General features: G+C 71.7%; 10 protein-coding genes. 7 read left to right on the top strand and 3 right to left on the bottom strand.

The annotated features are described in order from the left end of the window. Positions 1-120: 120 nt before the first annotated feature. The 4 genes from smc to QM792_RS13020 all read left to right on the top strand — a co-directional run bounded on the left by smc (position 121) and on the right by QM792_RS13020 (position 7654). Positions 121-3636 (top strand): chromosome segregation protein SMC, encoded by a 3516-nt coding sequence (gene smc / locus QM792_RS13035; RefSeq protein WP_415150531.1) that lies wholly within the window; start codon positions 121-123, stop codon positions 3634-3636. A gap of 13 nt (positions 3637-3649) precedes the next feature. Beyond that, the gene (locus tag QM792_RS13030; RefSeq protein WP_415150530.1) at positions 3650-4705 is read left to right on the top strand and encodes a cell division protein FtsZ; all 1056 of its coding nucleotides are present in this window, start codon (positions 3650-3652) and stop codon (positions 4703-4705) included. Positions 4706-4826: 121 nt separating this feature from the next. Then, positions 4827-6875, top strand: a complete 2049-nt coding sequence (gene ligA / locus QM792_RS13025; protein ID WP_415150529.1) for an NAD-dependent DNA ligase LigA — start codon at positions 4827-4829, stop codon at positions 6873-6875. Further along, positions 6872-7654, top strand: coding sequence for an NUDIX domain-containing protein (locus tag QM792_RS13020; protein WP_415150528.1), 783 nt, complete (start codon positions 6872-6874; stop codon positions 7652-7654). Before ligA ends, QM792_RS13020 begins: the two co-directional genes overlap by 4 nt. 13 nt (positions 7655-7667) lie before the next feature. On the opposite strand, the gene QM792_RS13015 is transcribed toward QM792_RS13020, so the two are convergent. The 3 genes from QM792_RS13015 to QM792_RS13005 all read right to left on the bottom strand — a co-directional run bounded on the left by QM792_RS13015 (position 7668) and on the right by QM792_RS13005 (position 11557). Next, the gene (locus QM792_RS13015) at positions 7668-8528 is read right to left on the bottom strand and encodes an EamA family transporter (protein WP_415150527.1); all 861 of its coding nucleotides are present in this window, start codon (positions 8526-8528) and stop codon (positions 7668-7670) included. 4 nt (positions 8529-8532) lie between these two features. After that, on the bottom strand, positions 8533-10212 hold the full coding sequence (locus tag QM792_RS13010; RefSeq protein ID WP_415150526.1) for a Na/Pi cotransporter family protein: 1680 nt from the start codon (positions 10210-10212) through the stop codon (positions 8533-8535). Positions 10213-10345: 133 nt separating this feature from the next. Then, positions 10346-11557: a GGDEF domain-containing protein gene (locus QM792_RS13005; RefSeq protein ID WP_415150525.1), complete on the bottom strand. Its 1212-nt coding sequence runs from the start codon at positions 11555-11557 to the stop codon at positions 10346-10348. Positions 11558-11664: 107 nt separating this feature from the next. Between QM792_RS13005 and QM792_RS13000 the strand changes: the two genes are divergently transcribed. The 3 genes from QM792_RS13000 to QM792_RS12990 are packed head-to-tail and all read left to right on the top strand — an operon-like array spanning position 11665 to position 14515. Then, a complete protein-coding gene (locus QM792_RS13000) occupies positions 11665-12495 on the top strand; it encodes a TIGR00266 family protein (protein WP_415150524.1) in 831 nt (276 codons plus the stop codon). After that, positions 12488-13273 carry a creatininase family protein gene (locus QM792_RS12995; protein WP_415150523.1) on the top strand — a complete coding sequence of 262 codons (786 nt, stop codon included), beginning with the start codon at positions 12488-12490 and terminating at the stop codon, positions 13271-13273. Before QM792_RS13000 ends, QM792_RS12995 begins: the two co-directional genes overlap by 8 nt. Before the next feature lie 39 nt (positions 13274-13312). Further along, positions 13313-14515 carry a YncE family protein gene (locus QM792_RS12990; RefSeq protein ID WP_415150522.1) on the top strand — a complete coding sequence of 401 codons (1203 nt, stop codon included), beginning with the start codon at positions 13313-13315 and terminating at the stop codon, positions 14513-14515. Positions 14516-14533 lie beyond the last annotated feature (18 nt).

Here is a 14533-nt window from a genome sequence, read left to right as displayed (position 1 = left end):
GGGATGGCGCGGGGCCGCGATGCTATCATCCCGCCCCGCAGACGACCCGCGAAAGCGCGGGTTTTCTCATATGAATCAACGACTTGGCGATACGCACGCCGAGCGCGCACCCGCTCTCCCATGCGCCTGAACTCGATCAAGCTCTCCGGCTTCAAGTCGTTTGCCGAACCGACCAACTTCCAGTTGCCCGGGCAGCTCGTCGGCGTGGTCGGCCCGAACGGCTGCGGCAAGTCCAACATCATGGACGCGGTGCGCTGGGTGCTGGGCGAAAGCAAGGCCAGCGAACTGCGCGGCGAGTCGATGCAGGACGTGATCTTCAACGGCTCGGGCAACCGCAAGCCGGCCTCGCGCGCCAGCGTCGAGCTGGTGTTTGACAACGCCGACGCGCGCGCCGGCGGCCAGTGGAACCAGTTCACCGAGATCGCGGTCAAGCGCGTGCTGACGCGCGACGGCACCAGCAGCTACTACATCAACAACCAGCCGGTGCGGCGCCGCGACGTGCAGGACGTCTTCCTCGGCACCGGCCTGGGCCCGCGCGCCTACGCCATCATCGGCCAGGGCACGATCAGTCGCATCATCGAATCGCGCCCCGAGGAACTGCGCCTGTTCCTCGAGGAAGCCGCCGGCGTCTCGAAGTACAAGGAGCGCCGCCGCGAGACCGAGAACCGCCTGAAGGACACGCGCGAGAACCTGACGCGCGTCGAGGACATCCTGCGCGAGCTGAGCGCCAACCTCGACAAGCTGGAGAAGCAGGCCGAGGTGGCGCAGCAGTACCGCGGCCTGCAGCAAAGCGGCGAACTGAAGCTGCACCAGCTCTGGTTCCTCAAGCACCGCGACGCGGCCAGCGAGGAAGAGCGCGTCAAGAAGGCGCACCTGGAAGCCAGCACCGCGCTGGAGGCGCGCCTGGCCGAGCTGCGCCACGGCGAGGCCGAGCTGGAGACGATCCGCCAGGCGCACTACGCCGCCAGCGACGAGCTGCACGGCGCGCAAGGGTTGCTCGCCGAGGCCGCGCTCGAGGTGAGCCGGCTCGAAGAGCGCATCCGCTACGTGGTGGAAGGGCGCGCGCGCGTCGAGCAGCGCCTGGCCGAGCTGAAGGCCGGCAGCGAGCAGTGGGCCGAGCGCCGCCAGCAGGCCGAGGACGAACTCGGCCAGATCGCCGAGCAGATCGCCGCCGCCGAGGAACAGGGCGAGCTGCTCGCCGCGCAGGCCGAGGAGCAGGCCGGCAACCTGCCGAACCTCGAAGACGCGGTGCGCGCCGCGCAGGGCAAGAGCAACGAGCAGCGCAACGTGGTCGCGCAGGTGCAGCAGCAGATCCAGTTGCTCGCCGCCGAGAGCCGCAACATCGACGAGCAGCGCCGCCAGTTCAACGCGCGCCGCGAGCGCCTGGCCGGCGAGAAGCAGCAGCTCGCCGCGCCCGACACGCAGCGCCTGGCCGAACTGAAGACCGGCTTCGCCGCTGCCGAGGAAGCGCAGGGCATCGCCGACGCGCGGCTGCACGAGCTGAACGAGCAGGTGCCCACGCTCGACGAGGAACGCCGCGCGAAGCAGGAGCAGGTCAACACCGAGGCGGCCAGACAGGCCGACCTGTCGGCGCGCCTGGACGCGCTGCGCGCCTTGCAGGAGAAGGTGCAGACCGAGGGCAAGCTCAAGCCCTGGCTGGCGCGCCACGGCCTCGACGGGCTGCAAGGCCTGTGGACCAAGGTGCACATCGAGCCCGGCTGGGAAACCGCGCTGGAGTCGGCGCTGCGCGAGCGGCTCAACGCGCTGGAAGTCGGCCGCGTCGAGACCGTGCGTGCCTTCGCCGACGATGCGCCGCCGGCCAAGCTCGCGTTCTACACACCGCCGAATGCCGCGATATCGAACACGCACCAGACGCTGCCGCGCCTGAGCGAACTGCTGCGCCTGGGCGATGCCGGCCTGAAGGCCTTGCTCAACGATTGGCTCGAAGGTGTCTACACCGCCGCGAACATCGACGAGGCGCTTGCCGCGCGCGGCAAGCTGACGCACGGCGAGGTGATCATGACCCGCGAGGGTCACCAGATCAGCCAGTTCGCGGTTGCTTTCTACGCGCCCGACTCCGAGCAGGCCGGCATGCTGGCGCGCGCGCAGGAGATCGAGAACCTGGAGCGCCAGTTGCGCGCGCAATCGCTGATCGCCGAGGAAGCGCGCAGCGCGCTGGTGCGCGCCGAAGCGGCCTACACCGAGGCTTCGCAGCGCCTGGGCGCGGCGCGGCGCGAGGCCGGCGAGGCGCAGACGCGCGCGCACCAGGTGCAGGTGGAACTGCTGCGCCTGTCGCAGCTTGCCGAGCAGACCAGCACGCGGCGCGCCCAGCTCGACGAGGAACTCGCCGAACTCGACGCGCAGCTCGAAGAGCTGGACGAACGCCGCACCACCGGCGAGGCGAAGTTCGAGGAACTCGACATGCAGCTCGCGACCACGCAGGAGCGCCATGCCGAGCTGGACGAAGGCGTGATCGCCGCCGAGCGCAAGCTGGCCGAAGCGCGCGAGCAGTTGCGCGCGCTGGAGCGCCAGAGCCAGGAGGCGCAGTTCAGCGCGCGTTCGCTGGCCGCGCGCCGCGGCGAACTGCAGCGCGGCATCGAGACCGCGCTGCAGCAGGTGGCGGCCAACGAGGCTTCCGCGCAGCAGTTGCAGGACGAACTGGCCCAGCTCACCGACGCCGCCGCGCAGGCCGGCCTGCAGACCGCGCTGGCCCTGAAGCTGGACCGCGAGGCCGCGCTGGGCGCCAAGCGCAGCGAGTACGACGACCTGACGCTGCGCATGCGCCGCGCCGAGGAACAGCGCTTGCAGCACGAGCAGAGCCTGGAGCCGCTGCGCGAGCGCATCACCAAGCTGCAACTCGAAGAGCAGGCCGCGCAGCTCGGCGGCGCGCAGTACCTCGAACAGCTCAGCGCCGCGCAGGTCGATTTGGACGCGCTGGCGAAGAACATCGAAGAAGGCGGCGTCAGGCTGCAGGGCCTGCAAGGCGAGATCGACCGCATCAACCGCGAGATCAACGCGCTCGGCGCGGTCAACCTCGCCGCGCTCGACGAACTCACCGCGGCGCGCGAGCGCAAGACCTTCCTCGACGCGCAGAACGCCGACCTGACCGACGCGATCACCACGCTGGAAGACGCGATCCACAAGATCGACCTGGAAACGCGCGACCTGCTCGGCAGCACCTTCAACCAGGTCAACGAACATTTCGGGCGCATGTTCCCGTCGCTCTTCGGCGGCGGGCAGGCCAAGCTGGTGATGACCGGCGACGAGATCCTCGACGCCGGCGTGCAGGTGATGGCGCAGCCGCCGGGCAAGAAGAACAGCACCATCCACCTGCTGTCGGGCGGCGAGAAGGCGCTCACCGCGATCGCGCTGGTGTTCGCGATCTTCCAGTTGAACCCGGCGCCGTTCTGCCTGCTCGACGAGGTCGACGCGCCGCTGGACGACGCCAACACCGAGCGCTACGCCAAGCTGGTCAAGGAGATGGCCAGGGGCACGCAGTTCCTGTTCATCAGCCACAACAAGATCGCGATGGAGATGGCCGAGCAGCTCATCGGCGTGACCATGCAGGAGCAGGGCGTCTCGCGCATCGTCGCGGTGGACATGGAAGCCGCGGTCGGCATGGCCCAAGCCGCCTGACGAGGAAGCGCGCATGAGTCTGACCGTCGCCTTGGCCCTGTTCGGTGCGGCGGTGCTGGCCGCGATGGCGGGGCACCTGTGGTGGCAGGCGCGCCGCGCCCGGCCGCGGCGCGTTCTGCCGCCCCAGGCGGAAGCGGCGCGCGAGCCGGGGCTGGCCGGCGAGGGCATCGAGCCGAGCTTCGACGCGCCGGCGGCGGGCGCCGAGGCCGGCATGCCGCCGCCCGAGCTGCGCCCGGCGCGCCGCAGCCAGCCGCGCCTGGACGCGCTGATCGACGCCATCGCCACGCTGTCGGTCGAGGTGCAGATCAGCGGCGAGATGGCGCTCACGCACCTGCCGACGACGCACCGCGCCGGCAGCAAGCCCTTTTTCATCGAAGGCCTGAACGCGCTGAGCAAGGAGTGGGAGCCGCCCGCCGCCGGCCAGCGCTACGGCGAGTTCCAGGCCGGCGTGCAGCTCGCCAACCGCGGCGGCGCGCTCAACGAGATCGAGTACTCCGAGTTCGTGCAGAAGGTCGAGGCCTTCGCCGAAGACATCGGCGCGATGGCCGATTTCCCCGACATGCTGGAGGTCGTGGCGCGCGCCCGCGAACTGGACACCTTCGCCGGCGAGCATGACGCGCAGCTCGCGGTGCACCTGCGCTCGCGCTCGGTGGCGTGGAGCGTCGGCTTCATCCAGCAGCATGCGGCGCGGCATGGCTTCGTGCCCGGCATGGTGCCGGGGCGGCTGGTGCTGCCGGGCGCGGAAGAGGGCGCGCCGCCGGTGCTGACGCTGGCCTTCGACTCGCAGGCCGCGCTGGCCGACGACCCCAACCAGGCCGCGCTGCGCGACGTGACGCTGGCCTTCGACGTGCCGCAGACCGACCCTTCCGGCGAGCCCTTCGTCGCCTGGCAGGCCAGCGCGCAGGCGCTTTCGCTGGGCATGGACGCGGCCATCGTCGACGACAACGGCAACGCGCTGGCGCCCGAGAGCTTCGACATCATCGGCAGCGAGCTGAAGACGCTGTACGACGCGCTGGAAGCGCGCGGCCTGCCGGCCGGCTCGGCGGCGGCCCGGCGGCTGTTCAACTGATTCGAATCCTTTTCCCGCTCGCCCTGAGCCTGTCGAAGGGCCGGCGAGGTGCACTTGGGGGCTTCGACAAGCTCGGCCCGAACGGGATGCCCGCGACGCACTGCTGCCCGACAATCGTCGCATGAGTTCCCCGGACCCCGCCGCGCGCGCCGCCGAGCTGCGCGCCACGCTGAACCACCACGCGCACCGCTACTACGTGCTCGACGCGCCGGAGATTCCCGACGCCGAGTACGACCGGCTGTTCCAGGAGTTGCAGGCGATCGAGGCCGCGCACCCCGAACTGCTGAGCCCCGATTCGCCCACGCAGCGCGTGATCGGCCAGGTGCTGCCCGGCCTGGTGCCGGTGAAGCACGCGGTGCCCATGCTGTCGATCCGCACCGAGACCGACACCAGCGCCGGCGGCGCGCTGGCCTTCGATGCGCGCGTGCGCCGCGAACTGGGCCTGGGCGAGGCCGATGCGCCGGTGGAATACGCCGCCGAGCTGAAGTTCGACGGCCTGGCGATCAACCTGCGCTACGAGTCGGGCGTGCTGGTGCAGGCCGCGACGCGCGGCGACGGCGAGACCGGCGAGGACGTGACGCACAACATCCGCACGATCGGCCAGATCCCGCTGCGACTGATCGGCCGGGACGACGAGCTGCCGCCGCTGATCGAGATCCGCGGCGAGGTCTACATGCGGCGCGACGACTTCGAGCGCCTCAACGAACGCCAGCGCGAGAAGGGCGGCAAGACCTTCATCAACCCGCGCAACACCGCCGCCGGCGCGGTGCGCCAGCTCGACAGCCGCGCGCTGGCCGACAAGAAGCTGAGCTTCTACGCCTACGGCCTGGGCGAGCTGCGCGGCTGGGCGCAGCCGGCCACGCACGGCGCGACGCTCGACGCGATCGCCGCCTTCGGCCTGCCCGTCAACGCCGAGCGCGCGGTGGTGCAAGGCGCCGAGGGCCTGGTCGCCTTCCACCAGCGCATCGCCGCGCGGCGCGACGCCTTGCCCTTCGACATCGACGGCGTGGTCTACAAGGTCAACGAGGTCGAGCTGCAGAAGCGCCTCGGCTTCGTCTCGCGCGAGCCGCGCTGGGCGGTGGCGCACAAGTACCCGGCGCAGGAGCAGATGACGCTGTTGCGCGGCATCGAGGTCCAGGTCGGCCGCACCGGCAAGCTGACGCCGGTGGCCAAGCTCGAGCCGGTGTTCGTCGGCGGCACCACGGTCAGCAACGCGACGCTGCACAACCTCTTCGAACTGCGCCGCAAGGGCGTGCGCGTCGGCGACACGGTGATCGTGCGGCGCGCCGGCGACGTGATTCCCGAAGTCGTCGGCCGCGTGCCGGGCGAGCGCCCGGCCTACGTGCCCAACTTCCGCATGCCGCGCGAATGCCCGGTGTGCGGCAGCCGCGTGCTGCGCGAGAAGGGCGGCATCGACCACCGCTGCAGCGGGGGCCTGTTCTGCGCCGCGCAGCGCAAGCAGGCGCTGCTGCACTTCGCCGGCCGGCGCGCGATGGACATCGAGGGGCTGGGCGACAAGCTGGTCGACCAGCTCGTCGATGGCGGCCTGATCCGCACGCTGCCCGAGCTGTACACGCTGGGCGTGGCCAAGCTGGCGGCGCTGGAGCGCATGGCCGACAAGAGCGCGGCCAACCTGGTCGCGGCGCTGGCCAGGAGCAGGCACACGACGCTGGCGCGCTTTCTCTACGCCCTGGGCATCCGCCAGGTCGGCGAGGCGACGGCGAAGGACCTGGCCAAGCACTTCGGCGGCCTGGACCGCGTCATGGACGCGAGCGTCGAGCAGTTGCTCGAGGTGAACGACGTCGGCCCGGTCGTCGCGCAGAGCATCCGCGCCTTCTTCGAGCAACCGCACAACCGCGAGGTGGTCGAGCAGCTTCGCGCCGCCGGCATCCGCTGGGACGAGCACGACGGCAGCGCCGACACCACGCCGCGGCCGCTGCTGGGCAAGACGCTGGTGCTGACCGGCACGCTGCCCTCGCTGTCGCGCGACGAGGCCAAGGAACTGATCGAGGCGGCGGGCGGCAAGGTCAGCGGCTCGGTGTCGAAGAAGACGCACTTCGTGATCGCCGGCGAGGAAGCCGGCAGCAAGCTCGACAAGGCGCGCGAGCTGGGCGTGGCGGTGCTCGACGAGGCCGGGCTGCGCGCGCTGCTGGCCGGCGAGGCAGCATGAGCGACGACGCACCCTGGCTGGCCGAGCTGCGCCGCCGCGCCGCGCAGCCGCCGCTACAGGCGCGCGAGCCGCTGTGCTGGGGCGCGGCCGAGATCGGCTCGATCGAAGCCGCGCTGGGCGAGCGCATGCAGGGCGACGGCCTGCCGCTGCGCCGCGAGGCGGGCGCCTGGCAGATCGGCTCGCGCGACGACGAGACGCTGGCCGAGCTGGCGGCCTGGCTGCGCGAGCACGGCCTGGCCGGCCGCTGGCGCGACGAGCTGCTGCCGGTGATCGACGCCGAGGGGCGCGTGCACGGCGCGATCGAGCGTGCCGCGATGCGTCCGCTGGGCCTGATCACGCAGGCCGTGCACCTGGTCGGCCGGCATCCCGACGGCCGCTTCTGGGTGCAGCAGCGCGCCCACGACAAGGCCACCGACCCCGGGCTGTGGGACACGCTGGTCGGCGGCCTGATGGCGGCCGGCGAGACGGTGCAGACCACGCTCGAACGCGAGACCTGGGAAGAAGCCGGCCTGCGCCTGCGCGAGCTCGAAGGTGTGCAGCCGCTCGGCCATTTGCAGGTCCGCCGACCGGTGGCCGAGGGCTACATGGTCGAGCGCGCGGTGCTGTTCCAGGCCGTGGTGCCGCGCCGCCTCGCGCCCGAGAACCGCGACGGCGAGGTGGCGGGTTTCGCCTGCGTCGATGCGGCGGCGCTGCGCGAAGGGCTCGCCGCCGGCCGCTACACGCTGGAAGCGGCGCTGATCCATGCGCACGCGCTGGCGCTGGACGCCGCGCCGCGCTGAGGCAGAGCCGGATTCAGGCCAGGCGCAGCGCCATCACCCCGGCCAGCACCAGCGCCGTGCCGCCGAGGCGCAGCGCGCCGAAGCCTTCCTTGAGCCACAGCGCGCCCAGCAGCGCGGCGAACAGCACCGAGGTCTCGCGCAGCGCGGCCACCAGCGCGACCGGCGCCTTGGTCATCGCCCACAGCGCGATCGCGTAGGAGCCGAACGAAGCCGCCGTGCCGGCCAGCGCCAGCGGCCAGCGCGCGCGCACGTGGGCCAGCGTGGCCTGCATGCGCGCACGCCGGCGCCACAGCACCAGCGCGAGGTAGGGCATGCCCTCGAAGACGAACAGCGTCGCCACGTAGGCCAGCGCGTTGCCGGAGGCGCGCACGCCCAGCCCGTCGACGATGGTGTACAGCGCGATGATCGCCGCGTTGGCCAGCGCGTAGCGCAGCGCGGTGCCGCGCTGGCCGCCGCCGACGATCCCGCGCGACAGGCCGATCGCGATCACGCCGAGGCTCACCGCCAGCACGCCCGCCCAGGCGGTGGCGCCGAGCCGCTCGCCGATCACCGCCGCGCTGGCCAGCGCCACCAGCGGCGGCGCGAGGCCGCGCATCACCGGGTAGGTCAGCCCCAGGTCGCCGTGTTTGTAGGCGCCGACCAGCGCGAGGTAGTAGCCCAGGTGCACCACGATCGACGCGCCGAGGAAGGGCCAGGAGGCGCGCGCCGGCAGCCCGGTCGCGGCCACCAGCGGCAGCGCCACCACGATGCCCAGGCCGTGGATCAGCGCGGTGTCCAGCGACTTGTCGCTGCCGCTCTTGATGAGTGCGTTCCACGAGGCGTGCAGCAGCGCGCCGAGCAGCACCGCGGCGAGCACCGCGCCGTCGAGCGCCATCGCGTCAGCGCGCCTGCCGGGCGTCGTCCGGCAGGTCGGCCAGCCGGGAGTTGCGGATGCGCGTCTGCGTCAGCACGCCGGCCGAGTCGAGGATGGGGTAGGCGATCGAGCAGATGTGCGAGTTGATGCGCTTGAGGTCGCTGATCAGGTCGAGGTGCAGCGAGCTGGTCTCGATGCTCTGCGCGGTGTTGTCCTGCAGCCGCGCGATGTGGCTGGCGGCGTACTCGCGCTCCAGGTCGCGGAAGCGCGCCTTCTCCTCCAGCAGCTTCTTGGCGTCGCGCACGTGGCCGTCGAGGAACACGCTCATGCCCAGGCGCAGGTTGGCCAGCAGCCGCTCGTGCAGGTGGCTGATCTCGGCCAGGCCGGCCTCGGAGAAGCTGCGGTTCTTGCGGATCTTCTTGTCCTCCACGTCCTGCAGCACGCGCTCGATCACGTCGCCGATCTGCTCCATGTTGATCGTGAACGAGAGGATGTCGGTCCAGCGCCGGCTCTCGCGCTCGGACAGCGCCTCGCGCGAGATCTGCGTCAGGTAGAACTTGATCGCCGAGTACAGCTCGTCGACGGTGTCGTCCATCTTGCGCAACTGCTCGGCGAGCTCGAGGTCGTTGTGGCGGATCACCGGCAGGATGCCGCGCATCATCGTCTCCACCACGTCGGCCTGGTGCAGCGCCTCGCGCGCCGCGCAACTGATCGCCAGCGAGGGCGTCTGCAGCGCCGAGGGGTCGAGGTGGCGCGGCCGGTCGGTGCTGGCGCCCGCGCGCGGCTCGGGCAGCAGCCGCTCGACCAGCCGGCCCACCATGCCGGTGAAGCTGATGAACAGCAGCGCCAGCATCAGGTTGAAGCCGAGGTGGAACCACACCACCTGCTCGTGCACCGAGCCGCCGCTGAGCTGCAGCCACACGTGCGCCTGCGGCAGCAGCGGGATCGCGATGGCCGCGCCCAGGGCCTTGAAGATCAGGTTGCCCAGCGGCAGGCGGCGCACCTGCGGCGTGGCGCCGCCGGTGGCCAGCAGCGCGAGGAAGCCGCTGCCGAGGTTGGCGCCGATCACCAGCCCGAGCGCCACCGTCACCGGCACGATGCCCGAGGCGGCCAGCGTCGCGGTCAGCAGCACGATGGCGAGGCTGGAGTACGACAGCACCGTCAGGGCCGCGCCGACCACGATGTCCAGCGGCACGTCGCTGGGCAGCGAGGTGAGCAGCGTGCGCACCGCGGGCGACTGCGTCAGCGGCGTGGTCGCCTCGACGATCAGCTGCAGCGCCAGCGTGATCAGCCCGAGGCCGATCAGCACCCGGCCGACGCGCCCGACGCCGCTGTTCTGGCGCGTCGTGAACATCACCACGCCGGCGAAGATCAGCAGCGGCGACAGCCACGACAGGTCGAGCGAGAACACCACCGCCATCATCGCGCTGCCGACGTCGGCGCCCAGCATCACCGCCAGCGCCGGCGCGGCGCCCACCAGCCCCTTGCCGACGAAGCTGGCGACGATCAGGCAGGTGGCGGTGGCCGACTGCACCAGGCTGGTCACGCCCCAGCCGGCCAGCAGCGCCGACAGGCGGTTGCTGAAGCTGCGCCCGAGGATGCCGCGCAGGTTCTCGCCGGCGGCGCGCAGCATGCCGGTGCGCACGAGGTGCGTGCTCCACACCAGCAGGGCGATGGCGGCGAGCAGGTTGAGCAGGTGGATCAAGTCGGCTCCGTCGCGCGCGTCAGGCCCGGGCCGCGCGCGCCGTGACGCGAGGCCGTTGCGGCGAGGCTGTTCCGTATTCTTCGGGCATGCGCCAGTCTATCCGCCCCGCGGCGGGGCCTGGCTCAGCGCGGGTTCACAGCGGCGACAGGCCGAGCGGGCGACTCTCGCCGAACACCGGCTTGCTCTCGGCGCCGAAGGCCGGCACGGCGCAGCCGCGGCCCTGGCGCTTGGCTTCGTAGAGCGCCTGGTCGGCGCGGCGCAGCGCCTCGTCGAGCGGCTCGCCGGGTTGCAACTGCACGACGCCGATGCTCAGGCCGAGCGGTTCGGCGCGGCATTGCGCGAGCCGTTCGACGATGCGGCCGGCGACGGCCAGCGCGTCGTCCACCGCCGCGGCCGGCAGCAGCACCGCGAACTCGTCGCCGCCCAGGCGGCCGGCGATGTCCTGCCGGCGCAGCGCGTCGTGCATGCAGCGGCCGACTTCGCGCAGCGCCTCGTCGCCGGCGGCGTGGCCGTGCAGGTCGTTGATGCGCTTGAAGTGGTCGATGTCGAGCATCATCAGCGTGCAGGGCTGCTCCACGCCCTCGGCCAGCGCCTGCGCGGCCAGTTCGTGGAAGTGGCGCCGATTCGGCACGCGCGTCAGCAGGTCGATGTCGGCCAGCACGCGCAACTGGCGGTGGATTTCGCGCAACTGCGATTCGCTGCGCTCGCCGGTGAGCATCAGCGCGAGGTAGACCATCACCAGCGCCGACACCACGATCACCAGCGCGCTGCCCAGCAGCAGGGCCTCGGTCACCAGTCCGGTGGCCGGCGCCGTCGGCGCGGCCAGCGCCGCCGAGGCGCGCAGCGCGTGCAGCAGCGCGGCCATGAGGTCCACGCCCACCAGCATGCGCGTGGCGGCGCTGCCGCGTGTCTCGGCCATCTGCCACACCAGCGCCGCGCTGTACAGGTGCAGCGCGCAAACGGCGCCCGAATACGCCGCGACGCGCGAGGCCAGCGAGCCGCCCGAGGCCCAGACGACCAGCCAGAGCATCCAGGCGCCGCCGAGCATCAGCGCGTCGACCACCGGCGGAACGCGGCTGGGGTGGCGCGCGCTGAAGCGGCGCATGCCGCCGAGCACCACCACCGGCCATTGCAGCAGCAGCAGGTTGGCCAGCGGCAGCAGTTCGGGCGCGCTGTCGCGGAACATCTGCACCAGGCAGCCCAGCGCCAGCAGCCACTGCGCCGCGATCCACCAGCCGAAGCCGCGGTAGGTGCGCTGCGTGGCGGCGTACAGCGTCATCACGCCGGCCGAAGCGGCCACGGCGACGACGCAGACGACGAGCAGGGTGGGCAGGTGGATGGTCATGGCGTCGCCCATTCTGGCCGCTGCGCGCCGCGAATGGTGTACCTCTTAGGGGGGATCGTTCTAGGGGTCTGGGAGAATCGCCGTCATCGCAACCCAGGAGCAGTGCAATGGCCATGGATGTCGTCGATTTCGAGATCAAGGGTGCGGAAATGCAGTTCGTCGAGGTCGAGCTCGACCCCGGCGAGGCGGCCGTCGGCGAGGCTGGCAGCCTGATGTTCATGGACGGCGGCATCCAGATGGACACGGTGTTCGGCGACGGCAGCGCGCAGCAGGGCGGCCTGTTCGGCAAGCTGCTCGGCGCCGGCAAGCGGCTGGTCACCGGCGAGTCGCTCTTCACCACCGTCTACAGCAACCCGACGCGCGCCAAGCTGCGCGTGGCCTTCGCGGCGCCGTACCCGGGCAAGATCCTGCCGATGGACCTGCGCCAGCTCGGCGGCACGCTGATCTGCCAGAAGGACGCCTTCCTGTGCGCGGCGCGCGGCGTCTCGCTGGGCATCCACTTCCAGCGCAAGCTGTCGGTGGGTTTCTTCGGCGGCGAAGGTTTCATCATGCAGAAGCTCGAAGGCGACGGCCTGGCCTTCGTGCATGCCGGCGGCACGGTGGTCAAGCGCGAGCTGGCGGCCGGGCAGACGCTGCTGGTCGACACCGGCTGCCTGGTGGCGCTGACGCCGGGGGTGAATTTCGAAATCCAGTACGTCGGCAAGATCAAGACCGCGCTGTTCGGCGGCGAGGGCCTGTTCTTCGCCAAGGTCGGTGGGCCCGGCACGGTGTGGCTGCAAAGCCTGCCGTTCTCGCGCCTGGCCTCGCGCGTGTTCGCGGCGGCGCCGCAGACCGGCCGCGGCGGGCGCGAGGAAGGTTCGCTGCTGGGCGGACTCGCCGCCGGCGGGCTGCTCGGCGGCGTGCTCGGCGGCGGCGACGGCGGCGGCGACGATGAATGAGCGCCGCGCCGTGCTGCTGGCGGCCGGGCTGCTGCTGGCGGTCGCGGCGCGCGCCGCGCCGCTGCAACTCGAGGCGCTGACCTCCACCGAACTGCGCGCGCGCATCGCCGCCGGCGCGACGACGGCGCTGCTGCCCATAGGCGGCACCGAGCAGAACGGCCCGCACATGGCGCTGGGCAAGCACAACGTGCGCGCCCGCGTGCTGGCCGAGCGCATCGCCGAACGGCTGGGCGACGCGCTGGTGGCGCCGGTGCTCGCCTACGTGCCCGAAGGGCGAATCGAGCCGCCGCAGGCGCACATGCGCTACCCCGGCACGCTGTCGATTCCCGAGCCGGCTTTCGAAGCCGTGCTCGAAGGCGCGGCGGCGAGCCTGTGCCACGCCGGCTTCCGCGACGTGGTGCTGCTCGGCGACCACGGCGGCTACCAGAAGAACCTCGTGCGCGTGGCGGCGCGCTTCAAACGCGACGGCTGCCGCGTGCATGCGCCGGCCGAGTACTACCGCGCCGCGCAGTCGGGCTACGCCAGGCTGCTGGCCGCGCGCGGCTACGGCGCCGGCGAGATCGGCGAGCATGCCGGCCTGGCCGACACCTCGCTCGCGCTGGCGGTCGATCCCTCGCTGGTGCGCGCCGAGTGGCTGGGCCGCGCCAGCACGCCGGCGCAGCGTGTCGGCGTCAGCGGTGATCCGCGCCGCGCCAGTGTTGAACTGGGACAACTGGGCACGGCATTGATCGTCGAAGAGACGGCGGCTGTCATCCGCGAGCGCACCGCCAAGCGTTGACAATCGACCCGAATCGCCTTCCCACCCTTTTTTCCCTCCATGACCAAGCGACACATCGCCGCCACGCTGGCGGCCACGAGTTTCCTGTGCCTGGGCGCGCAGGCGCAGACCACCCCGAACGTCTACGCCGAGACCGGCGCCGGCAAGATCGGCCCGGCGCTGCAGGGCGACCTCGAGCGCATCTACGTGCCCAACCTGCGCAGCAACGACGTCTACGTGATCGACCCGCAGGCGATGAAGGTGGTCGACCGTTTCAAGGTCGGCCGCGGCCCGCAGCACATCGTGCCCTCGTGGGACCTGCGCACGCTGTGGGTGACCAACAACGCCGAGGGCCGCACCGACGGCAGCCTGACGCCGATCGACCCGCGCACCGGCAAGCCGGGCCAGGCCGTGATGGTCGACGACCCGTACAACATGTATGCCACGCCCGACGGCAAGTCGGCCATCGTGGTGGCCGAGGCGCGCAAGCGGCTCGACTTCCGCGACCCGAAGACGATGGCCGTGCAGTACTCGATCGACGTGCCGGGCTGCCCGGGCGTGAACCATGCCGATTTCTCGATCGACGGCCGCTTCGCGATCTTCACCTGCGAGTTCTCCGGCACGCTGGTCAAGATCGACCTGCCGCAGCGCAAGGTGCTCGGCTACCTGCAGCTCCAGATGCCGGCCACGCGCCTGGTCGAGAAGCCGCGCGCGCCGCGCACGCAGGCCGGGCAGGCGTGGGAGCCGGGCGAGAGCGAGGTGTGCACGGTCACCAAGGGCATGCCGCAGGACATCCGCGTCTCGCCCGACGGCAAGCGCTTCTACGTGGCCGACATGCATGCCGACGGCGTGCACGTGGTCGATGGCGACGCCTTCAAGCAGGTCGGCTTCATCCAGACCGGCCTGGGCGCGCACGGGCTGTACCCGAGCCGCGACGGCCGGCTACTCTACGTGGCCAATCGCGGCTCGCACAAGATCCACGGCTCGCGCCTGGGCAACGGCGGCGTGACGGTGATCGACTTCGCCACCGAGAAGGTGGTGGCGCGCTGGGCCGTGCCCGGCGGCGGCAGCCCCGACATGGGCAACGTCAGCGCCGACGGCAAGTACCTGTGGCTGGCGGCGCGCTACGACGACGTGGTCTACCGCTTCGACACCGCCAACGGCGACGTGAAGCAGATCAAGGTCGGCGCCGAGCCGCACGGCCTGACCGTCTGGCCGCAGCCGGGCCGCTACTCGCTCGGCCACACCGGCAACCTGCGCTGAACCCGGGCACACTGCGCA

The sequence above is a fragment of the Piscinibacter sp. genome (assembly GCF_047600445.1).
Taxonomy (GTDB): domain Bacteria; phylum Pseudomonadota; class Gammaproteobacteria; order Burkholderiales; family Burkholderiaceae_C; genus Piscinibacter.
Note: the sequence above shows the minus strand (reverse complement) of the source record. Positions and strands in the feature narration are given on the sequence as shown.

Bases quoted from the DNA above. Each gene is read 5' to 3' on its own strand.
- QM792_RS13030 (WP_415150530.1), top strand. From the start codon at position 3,650: ATGAGTCTGACCGTCGCCTTGGCCCTGTTCGGTGCGGCGGTGCTGGCC.
- QM792_RS13000 (WP_415150524.1), top strand. From the start codon at position 11,665: ATGGCCATGGATGTCGTCGATTTCGAGATCAAGGGTGCGGAAATGCAG.
- QM792_RS12990 (WP_415150522.1), top strand. From the start codon at position 13,313: ATGACCAAGCGACACATCGCCGCCACGCTGGCGGCCACGAGTTTCCTG.
- smc (WP_415150531.1), top strand. From the start codon at position 121: ATGCGCCTGAACTCGATCAAGCTCTCCGGCTTCAAGTCGTTTGCCGAA.
- QM792_RS13020 (WP_415150528.1), top strand. From the start codon at position 6,872: ATGAGCGACGACGCACCCTGGCTGGCCGAGCTGCGCCGCCGCGCCGCG.
- ligA (WP_415150529.1), top strand. From the start codon at position 4,827: ATGAGTTCCCCGGACCCCGCCGCGCGCGCCGCCGAGCTGCGCGCCACG.
- QM792_RS12995 (WP_415150523.1), top strand. From the start codon at position 12,488: ATGAATGAGCGCCGCGCCGTGCTGCTGGCGGCCGGGCTGCTGCTGGCG.
- QM792_RS13005 (WP_415150525.1), bottom strand. From the start codon at position 11,557: ATGACCATCCACCTGCCCACCCTGCTCGTCGTCTGCGTCGTCGCCGTG.
- QM792_RS13015 (WP_415150527.1), bottom strand. From the start codon at position 8,528: ATGGCGCTCGACGGCGCGGTGCTCGCCGCGGTGCTGCTCGGCGCGCTG.